The sequence below is a fragment of the Bacillus badius NBRC 15713 genome (assembly GCF_001591605.1).
Taxonomy (GTDB): domain Bacteria; phylum Bacillota; class Bacilli; order Bacillales; family Domibacillaceae; genus Pseudobacillus; species Pseudobacillus badius.
This window is the reverse complement of sequence record NZ_BCVF01000009.1, coordinates 80,902-106,429: the sequence shown is the minus strand read 5'-3', so window position 1 is coordinate 106,429 and position 25,528 is coordinate 80,902. Positions and strand designations below refer to the sequence as shown.

24 protein-coding genes and 1 riboswitch are annotated in these 25,528 nt (G+C 43.8%); of the genes, 11 read left to right on the top strand and 13 right to left on the bottom strand.

The genetic code is table 11. The features are described 5' to 3' along the window. The first annotated feature begins 80 nt into the window (after positions 1 to 80). From BBA02S_RS07000 to BBA02S_RS06990, 3 genes are all read left to right on the top strand, one after another. Positions 81 to 398 (top strand): PadR family transcriptional regulator, encoded by a 318-nt coding sequence (locus BBA02S_RS07000; RefSeq protein ID WP_014663320.1) that lies wholly within the window; start codon positions 81 to 83, stop codon positions 396 to 398. Continuing rightward, a complete protein-coding gene (locus BBA02S_RS06995) occupies positions 385 to 951 on the top strand; it encodes a DUF2812 domain-containing protein (protein ID WP_041098720.1) in 567 nt (188 codons plus the stop codon). Before BBA02S_RS07000 ends, BBA02S_RS06995 begins: the two co-directional genes overlap by 14 nt. A gap of 121 nt (positions 952 to 1,072) precedes the next feature. Continuing rightward, positions 1,073 to 1,939, top strand: a complete 867-nt coding sequence (locus tag BBA02S_RS06990) for a hypothetical protein (protein ID WP_041114108.1) — start codon at positions 1,073 to 1,075, stop codon at positions 1,937 to 1,939. 165 nt (positions 1,940 to 2,104) lie between these two features. On the opposite strand, the gene BBA02S_RS06985 is transcribed toward BBA02S_RS06990, so the two are convergent. Together BBA02S_RS06985 and BBA02S_RS06980 are read right to left on the bottom strand one after the other, a co-directional pair. Then, entirely contained in the window at positions 2,105 to 3,142 is a 1,038-nt protein-coding gene (locus tag BBA02S_RS06985) for a FecCD family ABC transporter permease (RefSeq protein ID WP_041114109.1), read from the bottom strand. A gap of 2 nt (positions 3,143 to 3,144) precedes the next feature. Continuing rightward, positions 3,145 to 4,134: a FecCD family ABC transporter permease gene (locus tag BBA02S_RS06980; RefSeq protein WP_223664081.1), complete on the bottom strand. Its 990-nt coding sequence runs from the start codon at positions 4,132 to 4,134 to the stop codon at positions 3,145 to 3,147. Between the two features lie 139 nt (positions 4,135 to 4,273). Between BBA02S_RS06980 and BBA02S_RS06975 the strand changes: the two genes are divergently transcribed. The 8 genes from BBA02S_RS06975 (at position 4,274) to BBA02S_RS06940 (ending at position 13,303) form a co-directional block, all read left to right on the top strand. Continuing rightward, positions 4,274 to 5,230, top strand: coding sequence for an ABC transporter substrate-binding protein (locus BBA02S_RS06975; RefSeq protein WP_052477355.1), 957 nt, complete (start codon positions 4,274 to 4,276; stop codon positions 5,228 to 5,230). Between the two features lie 210 nt (positions 5,231 to 5,440). After that, the gene (locus BBA02S_RS06970) at positions 5,441 to 5,938 is read left to right on the top strand and encodes a GNAT family N-acetyltransferase (RefSeq protein ID WP_052477356.1); all 498 of its coding nucleotides are present in this window, start codon (positions 5,441 to 5,443) and stop codon (positions 5,936 to 5,938) included. A 118-nt stretch (positions 5,939 to 6,056) separates the two neighbouring features. Continuing rightward, positions 6,057 to 6,989, top strand: a complete 933-nt coding sequence (locus BBA02S_RS06965) for a LysR family transcriptional regulator (RefSeq protein WP_223664079.1) — start codon at positions 6,057 to 6,059, stop codon at positions 6,987 to 6,989. Between the two features lie 263 nt (positions 6,990 to 7,252). Next, complete coding sequence (locus BBA02S_RS06960) at positions 7,253 to 8,668, top strand: YfcC family protein (protein ID WP_041114110.1); 1,416 nt, start codon at positions 7,253 to 7,255, stop codon at positions 8,666 to 8,668. A 34-nt stretch (positions 8,669 to 8,702) separates the two neighbouring features. Beyond that, complete coding sequence (locus BBA02S_RS06955) at positions 8,703 to 9,836, top strand: M20 metallopeptidase family protein (protein WP_041114172.1); 1,134 nt, start codon at positions 8,703 to 8,705, stop codon at positions 9,834 to 9,836. Positions 9,837 to 9,886: 50 nt separating this feature from the next. Then, a complete protein-coding gene (locus BBA02S_RS06950) occupies positions 9,887 to 10,993 on the top strand; it encodes a mandelate racemase/muconate lactonizing enzyme family protein (RefSeq protein WP_041114111.1) in 1,107 nt (368 codons plus the stop codon). A gap of 285 nt (positions 10,994 to 11,278) precedes the next feature. Beyond that, positions 11,279 to 11,363: riboswitch (cyclic di-GMP riboswitch) on the top strand. A 25-nt stretch (positions 11,364 to 11,388) separates the two neighbouring features. Next, a complete protein-coding gene (locus BBA02S_RS06945) occupies positions 11,389 to 11,952 on the top strand; it encodes a hypothetical protein (protein WP_125474396.1) in 564 nt (187 codons plus the stop codon). Between the two features lie 247 nt (positions 11,953 to 12,199). Beyond that, positions 12,200 to 13,303, top strand: coding sequence for a glycerol dehydrogenase (locus BBA02S_RS06940; protein WP_041098737.1), 1,104 nt, complete (start codon positions 12,200 to 12,202; stop codon positions 13,301 to 13,303). Between the two features lie 136 nt (positions 13,304 to 13,439). Here BBA02S_RS06940 and xerS read toward each other — a convergent pair whose 3' ends face one another. The 11 genes from xerS to BBA02S_RS06885 form a co-directional block, all read right to left on the bottom strand. Beyond that, on the bottom strand, positions 13,440 to 14,561 hold the full coding sequence (gene xerS, locus BBA02S_RS06935; RefSeq protein WP_041098738.1) for a tyrosine recombinase XerS: 1,122 nt from the start codon (positions 14,559 to 14,561) through the stop codon (positions 13,440 to 13,442). Positions 14,562 to 14,623: 62 nt separating this feature from the next. Then, a complete protein-coding gene (gene hepT, locus BBA02S_RS06930) occupies positions 14,624 to 15,034 on the bottom strand; it encodes a type VII toxin-antitoxin system HepT family RNase toxin (protein WP_041098740.1) in 411 nt (136 codons plus the stop codon). Continuing rightward, positions 15,024 to 15,431 (bottom strand): type VII toxin-antitoxin system MntA family adenylyltransferase antitoxin, encoded by a 408-nt coding sequence (gene mntA / locus BBA02S_RS06925; RefSeq protein WP_041098742.1) that lies wholly within the window; start codon positions 15,429 to 15,431, stop codon positions 15,024 to 15,026. Before mntA ends, hepT begins: the two co-directional genes overlap by 11 nt. A 179-nt stretch (positions 15,432 to 15,610) precedes the next feature. Beyond that, entirely contained in the window at positions 15,611 to 16,006 is a 396-nt protein-coding gene (locus BBA02S_RS06920) for a sporulation protein (protein WP_052475203.1), read from the bottom strand. Positions 16,007 to 16,445: 439 nt separating this feature from the next. Beyond that, on the bottom strand, positions 16,446 to 18,113 hold the full coding sequence (locus BBA02S_RS06915) for a peptide ABC transporter substrate-binding protein (protein WP_041114113.1): 1,668 nt from the start codon (positions 18,111 to 18,113) through the stop codon (positions 16,446 to 16,448). 90 nt (positions 18,114 to 18,203) lie between these two features. Further along, positions 18,204 to 19,271: a M24 family metallopeptidase gene (locus BBA02S_RS06910; RefSeq protein ID WP_041114114.1), complete on the bottom strand. Its 1,068-nt coding sequence runs from the start codon at positions 19,269 to 19,271 to the stop codon at positions 18,204 to 18,206. Between the two features lie 78 nt (positions 19,272 to 19,349). Further along, positions 19,350 to 19,697, bottom strand: a complete 348-nt coding sequence (locus BBA02S_RS06905) for a DUF3899 domain-containing protein (RefSeq protein ID WP_158286037.1) — start codon at positions 19,695 to 19,697, stop codon at positions 19,350 to 19,352. 49 nt (positions 19,698 to 19,746) lie between these two features. Then, positions 19,747 to 21,753 carry an ABC transporter ATP-binding protein gene (locus BBA02S_RS21440; protein ID WP_063386158.1) on the bottom strand — a complete coding sequence of 669 codons (2,007 nt, stop codon included), beginning with the start codon at positions 21,751 to 21,753 and terminating at the stop codon, positions 19,747 to 19,749. A 12-nt stretch (positions 21,754 to 21,765) separates the two neighbouring features. After that, a complete protein-coding gene (gene opp3C, locus BBA02S_RS06895) occupies positions 21,766 to 22,779 on the bottom strand; it encodes an oligopeptide ABC transporter permease (RefSeq protein WP_041114116.1) in 1,014 nt (337 codons plus the stop codon). Then, positions 22,776 to 23,705 (bottom strand): oligopeptide ABC transporter permease, encoded by a 930-nt coding sequence (gene opp3b / locus BBA02S_RS06890; RefSeq protein WP_041114117.1) that lies wholly within the window; start codon positions 23,703 to 23,705, stop codon positions 22,776 to 22,778. Before opp3b ends, opp3C begins: the two co-directional genes overlap by 4 nt. A 581-nt stretch (positions 23,706 to 24,286) precedes the next feature. After that, entirely contained in the window at positions 24,287 to 25,408 is a 1,122-nt protein-coding gene (locus tag BBA02S_RS06885) for a M24 family metallopeptidase (protein ID WP_041114118.1), read from the bottom strand. Positions 25,409 to 25,528 lie beyond the last annotated feature (120 nt).

Below are 25,528 nucleotides of genomic sequence, written 5' to 3'. Positions count from 1 at the left end.
TGCTGTTGACTATTCAGTTGAACTGCATTATGTTATTATTAAGTTGAACTATATAGTCGAACTGAATAGAGGGGAAGGAAATGAAGCATAAATTACTGCCATTGTCTGAAACCATGCATTATATTTTATTAGCTCTGCGTGAGCCACTTCATGGCTATGCCGTCATGCAGAAAATAGAAAAGATAAGTAATGGTACTGTTATTTTAGCAGCGGGTACATTATACGGCGCGATTGAAAACTTGAATAAGCACGGTTGGATTGAACCTGTTGGAGAGTCAGGCCGGAGAAAAGTTTATATGATAACTGAAGAAGGAAGCGCCATTTTGAAAATGGAACAAAACAGGTTGTTGCATATTTTATCCTTATACGAAGGAAGTGAATCGAATGAAGAAATTTAAGATGTTTTTTGATATTGAAAAAGAAGAGCAATGGCTGAACGAGCAATTACAAAAAGGCTATCGTTGTACAAATATTAGTGGATTAGGAACATACACTTTCGAAAAAACTGACAAGAGATATGTGATGCGACTGGATTATCAAGATTATTTACCTAGGAAAAAGTTAGCTGAATACAAAGGAATATATGAGGATTTCAGTTGGAGCTATATAAAGGGACCCTGGCTTAGTGGAATACGGTATTGGCAAAAAGAAGGAGATGATCAAAATGAAATCTTCTCGGATCGCCAATCAAGGGGGAATTATTATAAAAGATTAATGGGGTATCCATTTTGGCTGGGTATGCTGTTCGCAGCTTATTCTTACATGCTTTACAAGGATTCGGAATTATACCATGAAGGTCTTTGGAGCATGAATGGGTCATTGTTTTGGAAGGCATTTTTATTTGAAACTCCATTTGTCCTTTTGAAGTTGTCTCCCATGCTTCTGGTTGTTTTATTTGGCAGCAGTTTCTATAAAGCTTATCGAAAGTATTCAATGTTAAAAGAAAAATAATATGCTAGGGAGTTAAGTGTAAACTTTTTTTCATCCCAAAAAGTAAGCTTATCGACTGGAAGCACAAGATGCAGCGTTTTCCTGCCAAGGGTCCTGTTTGTGAATCATAGGGGGGAGCAAAGTGAATACATTCAAATATTTAGGCTTAGCCGTGCTAGTCGGCGGGCTGCTGATTAGTGCTTTACTATGGTGGCCGAGCTTACATCCAAAGGGGCCTCTCAACACTCCTTATGCATTTGTATATAAGGGGGGAAATGGCGATTTTTATTGGTTTGATCTAACAAACTCCAGCAGGAAGGTAAAGGGAACACTTCACCAACTGGATGTCGTCGAAGAAGACTCTTCTATTCAGGAAACCAAGTATCCCCTGACCGGAAAAAAAACTGAGGAAGGCTATGAATTCAAGTTAGACTTTAAAGGGAAAACAGAGAAGGTCGATGTTGAGTTTTCTGGAGAAAATCTTTTGATTAAGGAAAAGCAGGGAAAGTATGAAAGATTGTACAGAGCGGTTGACCGCAGAGAATTTGATCAAGAGATAAAGGATTTTCAAGACGAGGCAAAGGAGGCTGACTATAACGAAGAACAGTATTTCAATCAACATGCAGATTCCTTTTTTTCCGAACTAGATCGTACTTTCGGTTACCTTTACTCTGAGAAGGAAGAACCGTTTCAGTTGCTTCTCACAATAGACGAGTGGACACGTGAAGGAGATGTGTCAGGTTCACTTCTTATGAGGACCCGTAAAAGTGATCACAATAAACCTTACACAGAAACTAGATATGAGGCGGTTGGAATAACGGACGGGAGCATGCTGCAGCTCTACACGACGGTTGATGGAAAGAAAACTAAACTAACAGGGCATTTTCACGGGGATGCCTCCCAATTTGAACTGTCATTTTGGGAGACAGACCGCCCTTTAATCTTTCATGCTGTAACAGAGGAAGAATTTAAGACAAAGGAAAAAGCATTTAAAAACAGCTCAGAATAATAGATTTATGGGTGGAAGAGTCCCGGGAGTTTTCGACGCTCCCGGGACACCGCGATCCCGTCTTTAACGAAGAGGAATCATCCTTAAATTTTGAAACGATGTTATTACTATATTTTTACCCCATCCTAAATCGAGGACGGGGTTATGCTCACTTAGCTTTTTAAATTACTTATTGTCTCCTTTATAGAGAAGATAAATTAAATACGGAGCCCCTACAACCGCTGTAATGATCCCGCAAGGAACTTCAATAGGCGCGAGAATGACCCTCCCTACTAAATCAGCACTCATAACAAGCAAACCGCCAATCAAGGCAGATAGGGGCACTAAAGAGGCATGAGACGCTCCTGCCAGCCGGCGGGCCATATGAGGTGCCATTAACCCCACAAAATTAATGGTACCGGCCGCAGCCACGCAGACTCCGGCAAGCGCGACACTTGTCAGCAATAGGATGCCGCGCTGCCATTCTACCTTCACGCCGGCTCCTTTAGCTATGTCCTCTCCCAGCTGAAAAATATTTAAGTGCCGTGCTTGCAGCCATGTGAACGGAATAAGCAGGCCAATCCAGAGAAATAGCGGCCAAAAATGCTCCCATCCTCTTCCATACACACTGCCAGTCATCCAAATGGCTGCTTGTCCGACTAATTGAATACGCCCAAATGTCATAACAATGGTCACTAGCGCTTGGGCAATAGAAGAGATGCCGATTCCAACCAGGATGAGGCGCACGGGCGAGCTTCCTTGCTTCCATGCTAGAAAGTAAGCAAAAGAACCAGCCAGAAAAGCCCCTGAAAAGGCAGCGAAAGGCAGCCAAAAAAGAGAAACAGCGGGAAGAAGCACAATGACAGTGACAGCGGCCAAGCTCGCACCCGCATTCAGTCCAAGCACACTAGGAGATGCCAAGGAATTTCTCGTCAAGCCTTGAAGAATCAAACCCGATACGGCCAATCCCGCTCCAGCAAGGAAGGCAACGAGCGTGCGCGGAAGACGCAGTGTATTCACAATAAAATCGTATTCGGCGCTGCCTGTCCCTGCTATTGTTTGAACCACTTCCACGAGAGGAATCGGATATTCCCCGACACTGACACTGACGATCAGCACCGCCCCATTAAGAGCCGTCAAAAAGAAAAGAAGGAATAAAGTTTTTTTAGACAAAGACAAAGAAAACTTTTTTCTTTTGATAGGTATTGTATTAGCGGAATCCATATTCAGTGAACACTCCTTCTAGCCAGAAAGATGAAAAAAGGGGCGCCTATTAACGCGGTCATGACGCCAATAGGGACTTCATAAAAAAAGCGGGCGCCTATATCAGCAGCCAGTAAGGTGATCGCTCCTAAAACGGCAGAATAAGGAAAAACCCAGCGGTAATCACTCCCGATGAGCGAACGGACGATGTGGGGAACAGCTAGCCCGATAAACCCAATAGGGCCCGCGACAGAAACCGCGCTTCCCGTTAATAAAACAACAGCCGCAAGGGATAAAAGCTTTACTGTTACAATTTTTTGGCCAAGTCCATACGCCACATCATCTCCTAAACTAAGCAGGTTAATTTGCTTGCTTAGAAGAATGGCTAATAGGATGCCAATCACCATAAACGGCACAGCCTGGAGAAAAAGCTGGATATCCCGCCCTGCCACTGATCCGGCCAGCCAGAAACGCATTTCATCTAAAGAGCGTTCATGCAGGATGAGAATTCCTTGCGTAATAGAAGAAAGCAGCAAAGCCACCGTAGCTCCGGCCAGCGTCAACTTTAAGGGGGTCAATCCCCTGTGGCCAATGGAACTAAGCCCATAAACAAGGACAGCAGCGAGGGCTGCTCCTATCATCGCAAACCAAGTTCTGGACATCAGGGAGCCATCGTCCATAAAAAAAATCGACAGAACCATCAACAGGGCCGCCCCTTGATTTACCCCCAGGATATCAGGGGAAGCAAGAGGATTTCTTGTCAATGCCTGCATAATAGCCCCTGCTGCCCCTAAACAAGCTCCTACTACTAAAGCGATAAGAGCCCGCGGAAGACGAACGGTTCGAATAATGACATGCTCTTTTGAACCGTTAAAGTCAGTCAATGCAGACCAGACAGTATGTATCGAAATTTCAGATATTCCATAAGCAATGCTTGCCGCAAAACAGCTAAGCATGGCCACAAAGGCCAGAATCAGCCACACACCAGGCCTCTTAGATACCAACGTGTACACTTCATTCACCACCCGAAAAGATTCTAAAATTAACCAAAAATGTTATTGACAATATTTGATCCACCCTCTATATTTGATAATGATAATTATTATCAATTATTACATAGTAAGATTTTACATTTGAAGGAGGAAATAGTCAATGCCAAACAAACACCAACGCATTGTTATGCTCATTTGCTCGATTTTCTTGGCACTCGCCCTTGCAGCATGCAGCAGCGATCAACAGGCTGAGGATAAATCATCAGGCAAACAAGCAGCGAAGGAGCGGGTAGTGAAACATGCAATGGGCGAAACGAAGGTTACTGATCAGCCGGATAAGGTGATAGTGCTCGATAATGGAACTCTTGATAACGTACTGGCTTTAGATGTAAAGCCGGTCGGAGCCGCTACAGTTTTTATTGATGAGCCGTTTCCGTCTTATCTTAAAGACCAGGCAGCGGGAATCAAAAATATCGGTACGGTTGACCAGCCTAATTTAGAAGCGATTGCGTCGCTGAAGCCCGACTTAATTCTAGGAAGCAAGGACACTCATGAAGCGATTTATGACAAGCTTTCGAAAATTGCCCCAACAGTTTTTGTTGAGGAGCTAGGCGTCACATGGAAAGAAAATTTAAAACTGCAAGCAGAGGCACTTGGAAAAACAGAAGAAGGCGAAAAAATATTAGGCGATTACCAACAGCGCCTGGATGATTTTAAACAGAAAATGGGCGAAAACGCTGCTCATTCAAAAATCTCTATTTTGCGGGCACGGACCGATCATGTAGCCGCCTATTTAAAAGATTCTTTTAGCGGGGCAGTCATTCAGGATGCCGGCTTGCCGCGGCCGCCGGCACAGAATAAGAATGAGTTTTCCGTCCAATTAACAGAGGAACAGATTGATGACATGGAAGGCGACGTCATTTTCTGGTTCACACGCGATAAAGAAAACCTGTTAAACACAAAGGTTATGAAGAATCCTGCGTGGAATGAGCTAACAGCTGTAAAGGAAAAGAAAGTATATCAAGTCAATGACGAAACCTGGCTAAGCGGCCTGGGAGTTCAAGCGGCCAACCATATCATGGATGACCTCTCTAACTACCTATTGAAAAATCAGTAATACAAGCAGCAACCGTCAAAGAGTAAAAGGTTTCTAACAAACAAAGAAGAAAAGAAGATTGGTTTTAATAAATAAATAAAGATTCTTTTATAGTTAATAACCGCCTTCAAACGAAAAATGAGTGCGGCCTACTGAAATGAGCAAGGAAAAAACATCCTCTGTATCGTATTAATGATAGAAACTACTATGAATACAAGAGGGTGTTTTTTTATGTTCCGTTGCTTGAAAGCCTCATTTGAGCAAATAGATGCGATCATAGACCTGCGGCTGGCTTTGTTAAAAGAAGTGGGCGAATTACATTCCTCGGAGGAAGAACAGCTTTTGGCCGCTTCGACCAGAGAGTATTTGCAACATGCTCTTTCAAATCGTGAATTTATTTCCTATATAGCTGAAATAGATGAAAAACCGGCCAGTATAAGCGGAATGGCATTGTTTAAAAGACCTCCTTATCCGGAAAATCCTCAAGGACTGGAAGCCTATATTCTGAATATGTATACTCTTCCTGAATATCGCGGAAAGGGCTTGGCGGGCAAACTGCTTGAATGCTGTATAGAGGAAAGCAAGCAAAGGGGCGTCAAACGAATATGGCTGCACGCAACCGAAGCCGGCGAACCGCTTTATGCGAAAATGGGTTTTATAAAAAAGAACAATGAAATGGAGAAATTTCTGCAGGAAGGTAGCAAAGAAAGCACACCTTCTATACAATGACTATATACCCAGACAAAAGACTTCATTTTTCAATGAAGTCTTTTTATTGAGCGCAATCCCTCCAAGGGCAGACTAAGGAAAATAACTCCATCTGACGCAGCGGGGCTTTTTCGGTATAATGGTATTCCAATTAACAGAAAAGACGCACGATAATAGACAGCTGCTCGATTCTGAGAAAGGGTGTGGATCGATGGATTTGCGCAATTTAAAAACATTTCATGTAGTTTCTACTTATTTGAACTTCACCAAAGCCGCTCAAATTCTGAATTATAGCCAGCCGACAATTAGTCAGCAGATTAAAGCGCTGGAGGAAGAGTTAGGGCACACCTTATTCAACAGAGTGGGGAAGAAGATATTTCTTTCTCAGATCGGGAAACTGCTGAAAGAACATACGGATACGCTTTTCCAGGTGATAGACGAAATGGAGCTTGATTTAAAAAAGTTCGAAAGGCCGTTTGGGCACTTAACGATTGCCGCCCCCGAATTTTACTGCGGATATTATTTGTCTCATATTTTAGGACCTTTCATTAAGCTTTACCCTCAAGTAAACATTAAGCTTCTCTGCTTTAACAGCAAAGAAACGATGAATCTGGTCAGCTCCAACAAGGCTGATGTCGGCTTTGTGGCAGGAAAGCAAAGCCGGCCGGGCATTGAGGAGGTTTTGATTGATGAAGAGGATTTAGTTCTCGTGGGCAGCCCGCTCATTGTCGATCACCGGCCGATTCAGGAAATATTTGATGACTATCCGTTTATTACCTATGGGATGGACAGCATTATTCAAGGCTGTCTGCGCGAAATTCGGTGTGCACCCAAAACCATTGTTGAGTTTGGCAGCGAGGAGGCCATCAAACGGGCTGTTCTGGGAGAAGTCGGCATTGCTTTATTAAGCGACCGCATCATCCAAAAGGAAGTGAGCGAGGGCAGCCTGCATGTGCTTTACCGCTTCCCCAAAAGATTGCCTACATACGTAGTTTATCCTGAAAACCTGAAAGGCTTTAGCAATGTAAATACGTTCATTGATTTGGTCACAGATATGTGGAGCACCATTTAAATAGGCTTGGCTTCTCTGCTTTTTCTGAAGGCGACGTTGCCTAATAGGCAACAGTCGCCTTTTTATATGCAAATTTACTAATAGTAACTATTTGAAATCGCAATTTTTTATTTGATTTTCGATCCATTACAATGTGAATAAGACGGAACTTTCAAAAAAAAACGGGAGGAAGCAAAAGGAGGGAAAAGAAACATCGATTGAACAGAATGTTGAAACAGAAGAAAAGTTCATAATGCTAGGCCTTTATTAAAGGGGGATGAAAGATGAGTAAATTAGAGACTAAAGTCGATATGAGAAGTACGAAAGAGCCAAAAGGAATCAATGTATATGTCTTAATATTTTGCCTGATTGTGTTATCATCCGTTTTAACTTATATCATTCCTGCAGGCGAATTTCAAAGAGAGGAAGTCAATGGACGCAGTGTTATTCAACCTGGCACCTTCCAATACGCAGATGAACATCCTATCGGGTTTTTAGATATCTTTAGCAGTGTCCACTCTGGCATGATGCAAGGATCGAGTATTATTTTCTTCGTACTCATTGTTGGCGGCACCTTCGGCATTCTATCAGCCACTGGTGCATTAGATTCTTTTATATCTATGCTTTCGGTGAAAATGGTCAATAGGGAAAAATTAATCATCCCTGTATTAATGCTCTTCTTTGCCTGTGCCGGTTCCTTAATGGGAATGTCTGATGAAACGATTGTATATGTTGGAATATTGGTGCCGCTTGCCGTCGCTTTAGGTTTTGATGCGATGACGGGATTTGCCATCGTTATTCTTGGTGCCTCTGTCGGTTTCTCTTCTGCTGTAATGAATCCGTTTACAGTAGGGATTGCCCAAGAAATCGCTGAGCTGCCAATGTTTTCAGGAATTATCTTTCGCGTTGTCATCTTTGTCGTCTTATACTTGGCAGCCGTCCTGTATGTGTATCGCTATGCAAGCAAAGTGAAGGATAACCCGTCTCTTGGCTTCTACGGCAACTTTCAGCCGGGAAACAAGGAGGCGCTCGCCGGTGCCAATATAAAAATGAGCATGAGACATAAGCTTGTAATGGTAACCTTCCTCCTTAACTTCATCGTGCTCATGTACGGGGTGATGAAATTAGGATGGTATATCACTGAAATCGCCGGTCTGTTCTTGTTATTTGGAATTATTATGGGTCTTGTCGGAAAGCTGGCTCCGTCTCACATTGCCAATTCGTTTATTCGGGGAGCGGGGGATTTGATTGGCGGCGCCTTAATTATCGGGCTGGCCCAATCCATTCTGGTCATTTTTAATGATGCCGGCCTGATTGATACCATCTTGTACCATACAGCTCGATTACTGGATGTCATTCCTCCTGCATTGAATGCTGTCGGAATGTTTATCTTTCAATTGTTTTTAAACTTTTTAGTCCCGTCTGGAAGTGGCCAAGCCGCCTTAACGATGCCTATTATGGCTCCGCTATCTGACATGATTGGTGTCACACGGCAAACCGCTGTTCTTGCCTATCAGTTTGGGGATGGCATGTCGAATATCATTTTCCCAACCGTAGGATTTCTGATGGCCGGTCTCTCCATTGCAGGCATTCCATGGGGCAAGTGGATAAAGTGGATTTTTCCATTTATGCTCATTCAAGTAACCGTTGCGGTGGTTGCTCTTGTGATTGCTCAGTTGATTCAATACGGACCATTTTAAAAAAGGGGAGTTACTCGTGGAAACAAAAGAGATCATGGATTTAACGAAACAAGCGATTGAAGACCGGCGCTATCTTCATCAATATCCCGAGCTTTCTGGAGAAGAGCATGAAACGAGCCGGTTTATCCGCACCAGATTAGAAGAATTAAATATTGAACTATTGGATTATGAGCCTCCCAGTATAGTAGCCTTTATTAAAGGAACAGAAGGAGCGAAGACGATTGCCTTGCGGGCAGACATCGATGCTCTTCCGATTATGGAAGAAGGCGACAAGCCTTATATCTCCAAAAAACCAGGGGTCGCTCACGTATGCGGCCATGATGGCCATACCGCGATCCTATTAGCCGTTGCTGAATGGCTATCCAGAAAAAGTAATCAAATCAAGCCAAACGTTATGCTGATTTTCCAGTCATCCGAAGAAATGACCCCCAGCGGAGCCGATCGCCTGATTCAACAAGGCGTTTTAGAGAGAGTAGATGCCATCTTCGGCATTCATTTATGGCAAGGGCTTGAAAAAGGAAAAATCGGCTTAACAAACGGTCCGATGATGGCTTCTATTGACGATTTTGAGATAACCATTCAAGGCTCCGGCGGCCACGGATCGATGCCACACGAAACGATTGATCCTATTTATATTGCTACCCATGTAATTCAATCCTTTCAAAGCATCATTAGCCGGCGCTTAAATCCGATTGATGCAGGAGTAATTACCGTGGGGCAAATTCAAGCAGGAACGAATTATAACATTATCCCGGACACTGCCAAATTAATCGGGACAATCCGGGCGCTGACACCCGAGGCGATCCATACGATTCAAACAAATATGGTGAACTTAACAGAGGGAATTTGCCAGGCGTTTGGCGCCAAAGGAACAGTGGAATTTATTCTTGGCACACCGCCTGTCATCAATGATCCGGGGCAAGCCCGATTTGTCGAGTCCATCATCGCCGAACAATTCGGCAGGGAAACATTCGAGGCAATCGACCCTGTCATGGGCGGCGAAGATTTTTCTTTTTATTTACAAGAAAGACCGGGTGCCTTTATCTTCGTAGGCATCGGCGGCGAAAAAAGCCGCTACCCGCATCACCATCCAAGATTCGACCTTGATGAAGAGGTATTTCCTGATGCCATTCAATTATTTATTGAAATTATTAAGCATTACCAGTGATCAACAACTCCTCTTGATGAGGAGCTGTAAGCGGAAGGACGGAAAAGCTCATGAAGATTAAAAAAGTGGAAGTGTTTGCGGCACGCTTGCTGCTGAAGGAACCTTTTATTATTTCATATGTTCAACTAGATGATATGCCGACCATTATTACCAAACTCGAAACAGACGAGGGAGTAATCGGCTGGGGAGAAGCAGTGCCTGACCAAAATGTGACAGGGGAAACATGGGAAAGCACCTATCAGGTTATCCAGCACGAACTGGCTCCGCTGCTTATTAATGAAAGCCCCTTTGCCATTGACCGCATTCACAAAAAGTTTAACGGCAAAATCGACGGTGTTCCTTCAGCCAAAGCAGCGCTGGACATCGCCTTGTACGATTTAATGGGAAAAATCACCGGGCAGCCGGTTTATCAGTTAATTGGCGGAAAAGCGCACGAAGAATTGCAAGTTCCTCAAGTCATTAGCATTAAAGAACCCGAGGAAATGGCAGCGGACGCCCAACGTTATGTGGAAGCAGGGTTCCGAAACATTAAGATTAAAGTAGGCACAAATGCGACGATGGATATTCAGCGGATTCAAGCTGTAAGACAAGCCATTGGCGAGGTGACTCAGCTTCGCGTGGACGCCAACCAAGGATGGAACAGAATTGATACACTAAAAGTGATTCGTGAAACAGCTGACTGCAATGTGGATTGGTACGAGCAGCCGGTAAAGGCCCATGATTTAAGATCTCTTAAAGAAATTCGGGCGGTTTCCCCGCAGAAAGTGATGGTGGACGAAGGGGTTCATAATATTCAAGACTTAGTGAATGTCATCGGCATGCGGGCGGCGGATATGCTGAACATCAAATTGATGAAATCGGGCGGAATCTATCCGGCTCTAGCCTTAGCCAATTTAGCTGAAGCGGCAGAAATGCCTTGCCAAGTCGGGTCCATGGTGGAATCAGCCATCGGCACCATGGCTGGTGCGCACCTGGCTATGAGCAGATCCATCATTGAAACCAATGAAATGGTGGGACCGCTCATGTTTTCACGGGACGTTGCCGCTGTAACTTACGACGGGGACGTGATTCAACTTAGCGATGCGCCAGGCCTGGGCTTGGAAGTAGACGAGGAATATCTCAAAAGTATTACACGTTTTTCTTGTTATATTCAATAATTTCTTACAAACAGAGACATATTTTATCTATAGAAATAAAAAGCCGGCAGCCAGTGAACCGATTAAACGTATACTGGCTGCCGGCTTTTTTGTTGGAATTTTCTAAAGATAAGCAGAAAGAGATCTTTCCCAAGGATAAATACTCCTTTTATTACCGTAAAATCTCTATAGCGGAATATCTTAGAAAAAGGGCAATCATCCCTTAAATATTACGCAAATTATACATATGTTAAAACTTCAAAATTTGATAAAAACTGCTTTTTCCGCTAAAAATTTTGTTGTATGATGAAGCCGTGGTACAGTCAGGGAAACCTGATGTCACAAAGCTATAGGGGCTACAGATCGCGATCCAGGCTAGCCAGCTACCGTTACCCAATTGAGGAGGAAGTATGGGAATGAAAAAGAATTGGTATTCAAAAGCAGCAGCAAGTTTATTGGCGTTTACGCTAGTTACATCATCGGTTTCTTTAGTAAGTGCTCAGGAGCCAGAGAAGGCAAAAACACAAGCAGTGAAGAAAAAAGAGCAAAAGAAAAAAGCGGTAATTAAATCACAGCAAGGAAAAGCCATTGAAAAGCGCTTAAACGCTTCTGAAGCAGCAATTAACAAAATCACAAAAGCGATAAATGCTGACTTTGGCGTGAACCAAGAAGGACAAGCTGAGGCTGCATTAACAAAAGCAATTGCAAATAAAAAGTACAACAGCTATGCTGGAAAACTAAAAGCTGAAATCAATAAATTACGCGCGATCGACAAACAAATCGCTGCATCTAAGAAAAAAGATAAAAAGAATAAGGCTGATTATGAAGCGTTAACAGCGAAATCTCAAGAGCTGCAAAAATTGGCTAACGACGAGATCAAACGCTTAAAATCACTTGTCGAGCAAGCAACAGCACTAAAAACAGAAACTCCTAAAGAAGAAGATAAAACTCCTGCACCAGAAGAAACAAAGGTTTCATAATATCGATGTATAACAAAAAAGAGGCTGCCCCGTGCAGCCTCTTTTTTGTTTATTAGTGCGGAAAGAGCAAAAATATATGATTTTTCATTAAAGCGAAATGAAAAACAGGTATATATACCCAAAACATAGACCTTCATCGTGACATTTGACAGGCAATTTAGAAGCAAATCGGCGCTAAATTAGCTATAATTAAATTGTTTACAGCAAATAATAAGCTGAAAAATCCAACTAAAGGAGATTGTTTTAAATGTCAAAATCAGTAAAGTCTATTACATCCCCCAAGAAATTTATCGTAGGGCAGCACCTGTTGAAGGAATTATGTACATATACAAAAACATACGGGGACCACGCTTATGTCATTTGTGATGAATTCATTCTTGAGCGCGCCAGTCAAGAAGCCAGCCAATCCTTTGAAGAGGCAGGGCATAAGAGTGAATTTGCTAAGTTTAATTTAGAAATTACCCAGGAAGAAATTGACCGGCACCGGGAAGCAGTGAGAAGCTCTGGCGCAAATGTAATCGTCGGCATCGGCGGCGGAAAAACATTAGATACGGCGAAAGCAGCTGCCTACTACGAGCATTTGCCCGTAGTCATTTTCCCGACAATCGCTTCAACAGACGCACCGTGTACAGCCCTTTCTGTTATTTACAATACAGATGGTTCATTTGACCGCTACTTATTTTTACCGTCCAATCCGGACGTTGTATTAGCGGATACCGCCATTTTAGCAGCGGCGCCGACCCGTTTCTTCGTAGCTGGCATCGGTGATGCGCTTGCTACTTATTTCGAAGCACGGGCATGTTACCGCAAAAACGGGGACAACCTGGTTAATTTGAAACCGTCTCTTTCTGGATTAGGCTTAGCAAAAATGTGCTATGACACGATACTGGAGTACGGCCTTCAAGCTAAAATTGCCGTTGATAACGGAGTATCTACGCCCGCTGTTGAAAATACAATTGAAGCCACTATTTACTTAAGCGGTGTTGGCGCTGAAGCTGGCGGCTTAGCTGCTGCACACGCTATTCATAATGGAATGACTGCAGTTCCATCGCTCCACCATGCACAACACGGTGAAAAAGTGGTGTTTGGTTTATTAACGCAGCTTGTTTTAGAAGATGCACCAAAAGAAGAAATAGAAACAGTCATCCACTTTATTAAAGAAGTTGGGCTGCCTTTAACATTAAAAGACCTGGGTCTGGATGAATTCAGAGAAGAAGAATGGCGCAAAGTAGCAGAACTTGCATGTGCTGAAGGAGACACGATGGGGAATATGCCGCACCCAGTCACGCCTGCGGATGTCTATCAAGCCATCGTCGCTGCAAACGCATTAGCAGAATATTATCAGGATTAACCTATTATAAATATTGAATGGGGCGCTTTCCTTTAGATAAGGAAAGCGCCCTTTTTAAAGTTTTAACGGTTGTCATCCTAACCGGTCGCTTGCTATTTCAATGAACGCTTTCATCAGGGGGAGAACAGCTTTTTTCTCAATCTGTGTTCTTGCTTCGCCTGTTATCAAGCAGGCGGGCGGCCTGTTTGGCTTTTTCCTGCTCCGGGTTAGAATAAAGGGCGGCTGTCGTAGTAGATGTGTGCCCAAGCTGCCTCATTAACAAATGAATATCATTTGTCTCTTCCATTAACTTTGTCGCATACGTGTGGCGGAGCTTATGAGGAGCCAGCGATTTGTTTTTTGTAAAAGCTTTCGTATACTTCTTGACCAGGAGCTGAACAGCCCGGACAGAAAGAGGCTCTCCTTTGCCTTGGCGTTTGGCTAAGAAAACAAAGCCGTTATCGTCATCATCTGCATGATAGCGCTCGTTTCGGATACGCATATAGCCCTTCAAATCCTCCATTGCCCCGGGAACTACAGCTACCGTATCTTTCTTTCCTCCTTTTCTGACGACATGGATCAGGTTCTCGCGAAAGTCTAAATCCTTGATTCGAAGGTTTACCAGCTCATTTACTCGGATTCCTGAACCGAGAAAAAGCGAAAGAATGCTTACATCTCTTTCCTGATCGCGAAGAAAATAAGTGCGCTGGCGGGAATTTTCGGGCATTTCATGAATGTATTGCTGCTTGATATACTCAACCAGCAGCAAGTCATCATCGTCATGGAGGATTTTGGCCGAGATTTTGTTGGCCCTGGCTCCCAGCGTTTCCTTCACCTTATGAATTTCAACCTTTTGCATGACATTCCGGTAGAAATAAGGCTCGCCGTCTTCGTTTTCCGTCTGGGCTGTCAAATAATGAAAGAGGGAGCGGAGGGCAGATATTTTCCTGTTAATAGAGACTTTTTCAGGCTTTTTCGTTTCTGTCTTGCCCACGGGTATTTCCCGCCGTTGAATGTATTTGAAAAAACTTTGGGCTGACTCCAGCCTTAGCGTCTCTAATGCGGAAAGAGGAATATCCTTGATTTCCCGGCAATCAACAATTCCTTCCGCAATCAGCCATTCAAAGAACAGCTTATAGTCGTGCAAGTAATTGAGCAGAGTAGAAGGAGAGCGATGATCAAGCTTATCATCAATAAACTCTTCCACGTAGAAGGGCATGGTTTTCACCATTTTATGAAGCCGTTGCTCATGAATTTGATGCTGTCTGGATGTAGCCATGAGAAATCTCCTTTACGTTTTCAATTATGCGTAAAATACAATTTTTACGAAATAATTGAAAGTTATCCTTGAAAGGCAAGAATTTGTTTAGTGAAATCCTTATAATCCTGTAAATGCTTTTCAATAATGGCCTTGACAATATCCAGATTAATGTCTTGATAGTCATGAACAGCAATATTCCGAAAACCGACCATCGCTTTCATCTTAAATGAAAGGTCCTCGGTAATTACCTTGTTCTTAGCCAATAATTCGAAGGCATCACGGCTTGTCTGCGGAATCCCCAGCTTCTTTTCAGCTACTGCATGCATAGCAATGTCTATGCTGGCTTCACAAGCCCTCTGGATATTCAAAACGATTGAATCCTGCTTCGTGTAATTTTCCAGATTGTCCGGATGATTAGCATATTCTTCGTTTATTCTCTTGACACAGCGTTCAATGGTGCCGATTTTATTTAAAATGACGTCACTCTTCATAGATTTGACCTCTTTCTGAAATATTTTCCAATATAACGCGTCTTTCCTCATTCAGAATGGCATAATTTTTCAGCGCCCGCATTTCAAACAGGGCTTTGTCTGTTGAATGATCTCCATATAGGACCTTTCCTGTTTCTATGATCTCTGTTTGGAAAACTGTTGAGGCTTGTTTTAAATCAACAAGATCTACGTCCCTGTTTAAGATGGCTGCCAATTCCTGTGCCAGCATGAACCGCTCATAGTTGCTGAGGTGCTTGTCGCTTAAATAAGCGATATCATAGTCACTGTTGCTACGTGCCCGACCAGCTACTCGAGAACCAAATAAATAAATGACAGATGGAGCTACACGATCAACAAGAAAGTCTGTTATCAATTTTTCAGCATCTTCAATGGTCACATTCTTCACTCCAATCAGTAGAATCGTTAGGTTGTTTCACTTATATAGTATCATAACATAAAAAAGAATGATAATTCGTAAAACAAGCATTTTACGCATAGTTGAAGATATAGTTTTAGAGGGCCCTACAATGCTCATACGATTGTTGTCCCTCTCATTTATCAGTTAGACTGATCGTTTTAAATATTTTGGGCAGCGACATGAATAATATCTTGATCTTTATTCGCTACTCCCGCGTCAAAATGAAGCTTCGTTTTAAACTGGTAGGAACGCGCCGATGAGGACATTTCTAGATTCTCAGGAAGCCGAAACTTAAAATCAATTTTTTCTACTTCTTTAGGACGGATAGATCTTGAACTTAAAATGGTCAGCGAGTCCAGAATAGACTCCGAACCGTTTTTTTTGTCTAATACCATTAAGTGGCAATCAATCCTTTTCACATCCTGCTCGATGATCCCGCCGATTAATAAGAAATGACCCGTCACCTTTTCGCCAGGCGAATACTCTTGTTTTTCTAAAATTAAGTCTACTTTTGCTGACCCTATTCCTAAGCGAGACAACAATCTTTTACTCACCAGTGAAGCTCCTCTCCATTTTCATTCCCTTATTGGTTTGACGCTCCCTTGTCTATACGGGAGTTGAATAATAAACCGCCTGTCTTTCTTTTTGTTAACAATATTATAATCGCTCCCGCCCTAAACGCAAAGCGGTAACCTATAGCTTCAATAAATCTTTACAATTCCTTCACAATATTCGCTTATTTCTCTGAAAAAGCCCCCCCTTCCTTCCTCTTTCATATCCAAATCGCAGGACAGTTTAGATGCAGGCATCATTAAAAAGCGGTTGAAATGGTTGTCCATGCAGTACTTGATGGATGTTGTTTTAAAATTTGAATTTGAATTCTGCACAATGTTCGTTTAAATCACAAAAAGGCTTGTTTTAAAGAGATGCGCCCAACTGAAACGCTTAAGAGCCGCCTTGAAGGCGGCTCTTAAGCGTTTCCGATGCTCTAAACTAGTTTTTCCCCTTTATTTCTACCCATTTATATGAAGCGCCTACACCAAATGGATGAGCAATATACCCCTTCACATACTGTTTTCTCAGCTGGGCGCTGCCTGATTGGTACATTGGAGAAATAGCTGCCTCTTCTTCAATCAGGATTTTCTCCGCTTCCTGAAGGTTTCTCCACCTTTCTTTTAAATCGCTTGGATCGGCTTTCGCTTTCATAACAAGCTGATCAAATTTTTTGTTGGAAAAATTGGACCAGTTGTACGGACCGTCTGACACATAAAGGTCGATAAAAGTAATCGGATCTTGAAAATCCGGTGTCCATCCCGAATAACTTAAATCGTATTGGAGGCTCGATTCCAAAGCGAGCTTTTGTTTATTTGGCTGCTGGTTGATGTTAACGGTAAGGCCTGGCAAATTCTTTTCTAATTGATTTTTTACATATTCACTGATCTTTTTTCTGTCTTCGCTATCATAGCTCAATAGTTCAAGCTTGAGGTTTTTAACTCCCAGCTCCTTGAGCCCCTTTTGCCAATGCTCTTGGGCCTTCTCCACACCTTCTGTATTAAACCCTTCATACTTTGCCCGGAAATCCTTTTTCCCTTCATCAAACGTGAAATCCTTCGGCACAAGATAGTGAGCAGGAATCGAGCCGTTATTTAATAGCTTTTCTGCCGCTCCTTTTTTATCCCAGCCCATATCAATGGCTTTTCGGATATTTACATTCGACAAATTTTTATTTTTCTGGTTCATGCGAATAAAGAATACTTCCGGCTTCAATAATGTGCTGTACTCGGGACTGTCTTTATACTGGTCGACAAATTCGGAAGTAAGGTCTGTCGAATCAATTTGCCCTGTGTTATATAAGTTTACTCTTGTAGCGACATCCTTGACGACTTTCACATTAATTTTTTCCAGCTTGACGGCATCAGCATCCCAGTAATCAGGGTTTTTCTCATATATCCAGCCAGCTTCATGTTCCCATGATTTCAGGACAAATGGGCCGTTATAGAGTAAGTTCTCTGCCTCAAGTGCATACTTCTCGCCTTGTTTTTCAGTAAACTCTTTATTTTGCGGATAAAAGACTGGATAAGTCACGAGGCTGAGAAAATACGGCACGGGATTTTCCAGCTCCACTTGCAAGGTATGTTCGTCAACTGCTTGGATGCCCAATTCATCCACCTTTCCGTACAGCTCACTTTTGCTATCCTGTATGGCGGCTGCATTCTTCATATCGTTAAATAAATAGGCGTACATGGAAAGAGTATCGGGATGAATCGCTTTTTTCCAAGCATATTCAAAATCTTGGGCCGTTACGGCCGTCCCATTGCTCCATTTCGCATCGGAACGGAGGTGAAAAGTATACGTCTTTCCATCTTTGCTCACCTCATGTTTTTCAGCCACCCCTGCGACCGGCTCATGAGACTTATCTAGCCGGTAAAGTCCTTCAAAAATATTGTTCATTGTTTTACTGGAAAGAGTATCAAACAGCCCTAAAGTGTTCAGCGTAGGCAAATCCCCTCCTTCCGCTAAGTTCAATACCTGCTGGCTGTTCTTCTCATTGGCTGTTCCGGTGCCCTCTGCTTCATCCACGCCTTTGCTTTCTCCCCCATAGCAGCCGGACAAAACAGAGCCTATGAGCAGCATGCCGGTTATCATTATGGATCTCTTCATTTTCCTATCCCCCGTTCATGGTCTTTATATTTTCAAACAGTCGCCGGTTTTGACGGAATATTCAGTCAAAAAAGCGGTATCTGCACGCCTCTATAAGATGATCAGCTCTCTCGGTGAAGCAGTGAGCACTTCATTCCCGTGATCCGTTATTAGAATATCATCTTCTATGCGCACGCCGCCGAGTCCCGGCACATAGATACCTGGTTCTACCGTTAACACCATCCCGGGCTGAATGATGTGTTCACACCTTGGAGACATAAAAGGTTCTTCATGAATATCCAGCCCCACTCCATGGCCGGAGCCATGCCCGTACTCCTTGCCATACCCTTGCTGCTCAATATACTGACGGCTGAATGCGTCCGCCTGACGGCCAGTAATCCCCGGTCTAATGGAGTGCAGGCTCCTCATCAAAGCTTCCAGCACGACCGCATAAATATCTTTTAATCGGGCGTCAGGTTCCCCTGCGGCCACAGTTCTTGTCATATCCGAACGATATCCTTCATAATAAGCGCCGTAATCCAGAATTAACATATCCCCATGCCGGATCACCTGTTTGCTCGCTAAGCCATGCGGCAGTGCCGAACGTTCCCCTGAAGCAATAATCATATCGAAGGATGACGATGCCGCTCCCTGCTTTCTCATGAATGCTTCTAATTCATTCGCTACATCCACTTCTGCTACTCCCGGTTGAACGAAGCTTAGGATATGTGTAAAGGCTGCATCTGAGATTTCCGCCGCTGTTTTCAGTCTGCTGATTTCTTCCTTGCTTTTGACCATTCTTAATTTCTCTATCTCTCCCGATAGAGGAACCATTTCCGCCGTTGCCGCCTCCTGATATTTTGTATACAGGCGATAAGACATATGGTCCTGTTCGAATCCAATGGCAGAAACCTTTAATTCTTCTAATACCTTTACCGTTTCTTCAAAAATAGACGGCTTGTTTTTCACGGAATGAATCGAATACTGAGCAGCCTGCTTGTGCGCCTGCTCAACATAGCGAAAGTCAACCACTAACACAGCGGCCGTTTTTGTAATGATCACAACGCCGGCGCTTCCTGTAAAATCCGTCAAATATCTTCTGTTTGTGTCATTCGTAATCAATAAAGCGTCTATATGCTGCTCCTCAAGTATTTGTCTGGCCTTTATTAACTTTTCCACTGTGTTTTCCCCCTAATGAATCATTCTTGGCTGCCTGAAAGTTCAGCCGCAACCCGGCTAAAAACAGCTCGTTTATCTTTATTGAGCGAGTGAAGCGGCAACAGTAAAGAGGAATAATGCACCTCCTGAGAATAGGAACGGATAAGTGAGTGAAAACTTATGGCGTCCTGTACGGGAAGGCCGCCATTCCTTCGTTTGCCGGGAAATATACGCCTCCTTCTTGGATGTATGCTTCTTGAAATGCCGAAAGCTGTACATCATCCCATCAAACATACCGCCTTCTAAGACGAGCAGTGCTCCGCCTATCATTAACAGCCAGATAGCTATAAAGAATAAATAAGTAGTGAAGACCGTCCATAAGGTGCCTTGTGAAAACAATGAACCTATATAAGCAGCAGCTACCGATAAACACAATAGCTTGTTCACTTTCCTGAGAATAGGCGTTCTCTCCTTTGCTTCCGGTTTTGGCCTTGGTTCATACTGCTCCTGATAGTTTGCTTTGATATTCTCTAAATTCCCGTTCTGTGCATTCCACCCAATGTCCATCCTTCACCTCGCGCAGCCGCACCTCTTCCTGTTTTCTTTCAGACAACAGCTTTTGCTCATCAAACTTCATGCGCTGGTGGCTTTGCTCCAATCGGGGATCAGGCATCGGAATGGCAGACAACAGGGATTGGGTGTACGGATGCAGAGGGCGGCAATAAAGCTCGTTGCTTTCTGCTAACTCAACAATCTTTCCTTTATACATAACCCCTATCCGGTCACTAATATACTTGACCATGGCCAGGTCATGGGCGATAAAAAGGTAGGTCAGCCCTTTTTCCCGCTGCAGCTTTTTCAATAAATTAATCACTTGTGCCTGAATAGATACATCTAAAGCAGAAATCGGCTCATCGGCAATAATAAATTCCGGATCTACAGCGAGGGCTCGGGCAATTCCGATGCGCTGGCGCTGCCCCCCGCTGAATTCATGAGGATAACGATTCGCATGGTCTCTATGCAATCCTACCGTTTCCAGCAGCTCGTAAACCCGGTTCATCCGCTGCTGCCGGCTACCGGCTAACCCGTGGATATCCATCCCTTCCGCAATAATATCCGCAACTGTCAATCTCGGATTCAGGGAAGAGTATGGATCTTGGAAAATCATTTGGATGCTTCTGTTCAATTGCTGTGTTTCTGCACCAGACTTCTTTTTAAAAACGCTCTCATTTTTATACAGCACCTCCCCGGCAGTGCCCTCATACAGGCCGATCAATGTCCTCCCGGTTGTTGACTTGCCGCAGCCTGATTCTCCCACCAATCCAAAGGTTTCCCCTTTATAAATATCAAAGCTTAATCCATCGATCGCTTTAATCACATGATGCTTATCGCTTTTAAAGTATTGTTTTAACCCTTTTACTTCTAACAGCTTTTGGCCCTTTCCGCTCTTTTTTATGACGGTTTCATTTTCTTTCGCTTTGCGTGAATTGGCAGCCGTTTGCTTACGCTGCTGTGCCCCCCGCATTTTTCGGGCTTTTTCATGCAAAAGCCAGGTAGCCGCATAATGAGTGTCGGATACTTTAAACATCGGAGGCTCTAACAGGAAGTCAATTTCCATTGCGTTTGGGTTCCGTGCAGCAAAGGCATCCCCTGCCGGAGGGGCAGCTAAATGAGGCGGCGCCCCCGGAATAGTGACGAGCTCCTCCTCTTGGCGATGAATATCCGGCATCGCTCCCAAAAGCCCCCATGTGTATGGATGCTGAGGCTCATAGAACACTTCATGGGCCTTGCCGACTTCAATGATCTTCCCGGCGTACATCACAGCCACACGATCAGCTATGTTGGCTACTACTCCTAGATCATGGGTAATAAAAATAATCGCCATTCCCAGCTGCTTCTGCAGGGACTTCAACAGTTCAAGAATCTGGGCTTGTATCGTTACATCAAGGGCGGTTGTCGGCTCATCGGCGATCAGCACTTTCGGATTGCAGGAAATGGCCATGGCGATCACGACCCGCTGCCTCATTCCTCCGGAAAATTGATGGGGGTACTGATCAAACCTTTTCTCCGGATGATGAATGCCGACTAACTCCAGCAGCTCAAGCGTTCTTTCCTTCGCTTCCTGCTTCGTTCCTTTTTGATGCTTGATGACACTCTCCATGATTTGTTTGCCTATTGTCATCGTTGGATTAAGGGAGGTCATTGGATCTTGGAAAATCATCGAAATATCAGCTCCGCGGATGCTTTGCATTTGTTTCTCCGATAAAGCCGCCAAGTCCTTTCCTTCAAACAGGATTTCCCCTTTTGTTATTTTCCCGGGCGGATGAGGAATCAGCCTTAACAGACTTTTAGAAGTAACGGACTTCCCTGATCCTGACTCTCCGACAATGGCCAGCGTTTCTCCTTTATTCAAATGAAAGGAAACACCGCGGACCGCTTTCACCTCCCCGGCATAGGTGTTAAATGAGACATGCAAATCCTTTACTTCCAGTACTCTTTCCACTGGCTCCCCTCCTTATTTGCGCATTTTAGGATCAAGCGCATCCTGCAGGCCATCTCCCAACAAGTTAAAGCTGATCATGATCACACTAATAACGATAGACGAAAAAGCAAGCATATGCGGATAAATGCCTAATAGCTTATAGCCTTCATTAATCAATGTGCCTAAAGAAGATACCGGCGGCTGCAGCCCAAGACCGATAAAGCTCAAAAAAGCCTCTGTAAAAATGGCGGTAGGTATCGTGAACATCGTCGTAATAATAATGGGCCCTAATGCATTAGGAATTAAATGCTTCCAGATCATCCTTTTGTCCTTCGCCCCTAACGTTTTAGAAGCCAAAATAAATTCCTGTTCCTTCAGCTTTAATATTTGGCCCCGGACGATGCGCGCCATTCCCACCCATCCTGTAATGACCATGGCCAGCGTGATGGACATGATGCCAGGCTTCAGCACTAAAATTAAAAGAATCACTACAATGAGATTGGGGATGCCCACCAGAATTTCGATCAATCGCTGCATGACATTATCAACCCGGCCTCCGTAATAAGCAGAAATGCCTCCATACGCGACCCCGATAAGCAGGTCAATCGCTGCCGCCAGAAAAGCAATGTAGAGCGAAATACGGGTTCCATGCCACACTCTTGTCCATAGATCCCTTCCTAAGTTATCCGTGCCAAACCAATAATAATCAGTCACTCCGCTTGCTTCGTAACGGTCAATCCCTCTGTTATCTACTCCATCAAATCCAAGCCAGCCCACCTGCTCTAAGATAGGAACCTTCGGCGGCAAGTTAGCCCGCGCCAAATTTTGCTCATCGTACCCATGGTTATTTGCATAAGGGCCAAAGACAGCTAATAAGATGATGAGGGCAATTAACATTAAACCGGCAAATGCTGCTTTATTTTTCAGAAAGCGCTTCCAAGCATCCTGCCAGTAAGTCATTGCAGGACGGGAAATGCTCTTTGCACTTTGCTGTTCTTGCGCGGGCTCAAACAGTTCATCCGCAAGCTCCCTGTTCTCTACGGTCATGATCTATTCCCCCCAGCCACTCGTATCCGCGGATCAACAATTCCGTACATAATATCGATCAACAGGACCACACCAATAAATAGAATACTGTAGAATAAAGTAACCCCCATGATCATTGGAAAGTCATTGGTGATAATAGACTTTACAAACTGTTCTCCCAATCCGGGAATACTGAAGATTTTTTCAATCACCAGCGTGCCGGTCAGAAGCGACACGGTCATCGGGCCCAAAATCGTCATAATCGGGATCGCCGCATTCCGGATGCTATGCTTGAAAATGACGTTGAAATTCGTTAACCCTTTAGCTTTAGCGGTGACGATATAATCCTGGCCGAGTACATCAAGCATTTCACTGCGCATAAACCGGGCCAAAGTAGCGACAACAAATACGGATAATGAAATAGTAGGAAGAATGGAAAATTCAAACCCTTCCCAAAAAGCTACCGGCAGCCACTGCAGACGCACGCCAATCCAATACTGCAATAACCCCGCAAACACAAAGCTCGGTACAGATAGCCCAATAACAGAGAGAATCATCGCCCCGTAATCAATCGGTGTATTATGTTTATAAGCTGCAATAATTCCTAAGAGAATACCAACAATGCTTCCTACAACGAGCGACTGCAATCCGAGCACGACAGATGCCCCGATCCGCTCGCCAATAATATCTACCACCGCCCGGCCATCGTATTGAAAAGATACGCCGAAATCTCCTTTGAAAATATTGCCTATATATGTCACATACTGGAGAGGCACAGGCTTATCTAACCCGTACCGCTCCATCATTCTTTCCTTCTGTACATCTGATAATCTCTCATCATTGAATGGAGAACCTGGCAGGGTTTGCATCAGGAAAAAAGTAAATGTGGCAATAACAAAAAATGTTACTAGTGTATATCCTAATCTGCTTAAAATATATTGTTTCACTCATCCCACCTCCAGCTGCCTATGCTTAAAATGATTTGCTTGCTCACAAGCAGGTAATCCTCTATCTTTCTGTCACTTTATGCCTCTATCCCTCCTCCTTTCTTCACCCTTTATTTCATAATGCAATCCATATGCCAATGGAAGAGAGCCGTTTGAAGCAATAGTTAACAGAATATTTTAAAAAATTAAACACCGTGTGTATAATTTTTTATAACGTGTCTAAAAATTTTGAATGAACAGCCAAAAAATTGTCGTTTCTTGAATAACTCAGACAGTCTGCTAAACCTCCAAGGAGTCTTCGCGCCTTCTGCTCTAATCAACACAGTTGGCAAAGTGAGGGCAGCCATGCCATACGGCCTGTTTTAACATCAATGCAGGTGGCGCTTGCTTTCGCTGCGGTGCCCCCTAAGAAACTGGCCTGACTAATCGACGCAGCGAAGTTTCTCCTTCTCCCGGATAGCTTAAACATCATCTAAAAAAACAGAAAAGGTTCGGAATGAAATCATTCCGAACCTTTTTTGTCAATAAGCGGGGAGCGGTTCAACAGCTCAGCTTATTCTTTTCACTGCTTGCTCTATCTGTCAAGAATAACTATTGACTGCTACGCTCATTAACTCGGTTGGAAATGTGGTTAATACGTTCGCCTGTCCATCTTCTCCGATGTAAACATCCTCCTCAATTCTTACCCCTCCCCAATTAGGGACGTAGATCCCCGGCTCAACTGTAAAGAGAAAGCCGCTTTCGATCATTAATTCGCTGTTTTCATGAATAGAAGGTTCTTCATGCACCTCTATGCCCAGCCCATGTCCTACCCGGTTATTAAAATAACGCCCGTATCCATTTTGTTTAATAACCTCCCGGGCCGCTCTGTCTACCTCTTTTGCCGCGACCCCAGCCTTGGCGGCGCGAACCCCTGCTTCTGTCGCTTGGCGCACAATGCCATGCAGCTTCTCTTGCTCAGCTGACGCCTCTCCAATAACAAATGTTCTTGAAATATCTGAGCAATAGCCATCGGCCATCACTCCCATATCAATCAGTAAAAACTCTCCCCACTGGAGTTTTTTTTCATCCGAATGTCCGTGTGGAAGCGACGATTTCACCCCCGATAAAACAGTTGTCGAGAAAGAAGGGCCGGCCGCGCCAAATCTTCTCATCAATAACTCCATTTCTGCGGCCAGCTCTAATTCAGTCATCCCTACCGCAACTTTTTTCATCCCTTCCGCTAACACCTTCTCAACGATCTGGACGGCCCGTTCTACCCGGAGGCATTCTTCCGGGGTCTTTCTCATTCTTTGGGAGGCAACGAAATCCCCTATGTCTAAATAACCGGAAATCGAGAGGTGATTATTTAGTTGTGTTTGCTGATGCAGAGTCACTCTTTTGGTCTCTACGCCCAGACTTTTGATCTCCTCGCCAATATGATCTTTCACGACCTGATAAGGGTTTTGTTCATCAAAAATAGGAATAAGCTGTTCAACAAACGAATGCTGCTTGGCGGCTTCATAATCTAAAGCGGGGATAAATAAGCTTAGCTGATCCGTGCGGCCATCGAGCAGCAAGGCCATAAAGCGCTCATAAGGCTCTGAGTGAAAGCCTGTATAATAGTAGATATTTTTTGGTGAAGTGACCAGTCCCACTTCTATTTGCCGCTCTTTCATCTGTTCTTTTAAAGCGGTGATCCGTTGTTGATAAATCGCTGTCATCCTCCGTCCTCCCTTTGCGCTGCTAGTCTTCCTGCCGGCAAAACTCTTCAGGCATGGATATACCGCTGTCCTCTAAAAAATGCGTATCTTTAACAAGCTCTGTTTAATTAAACTGCAGAG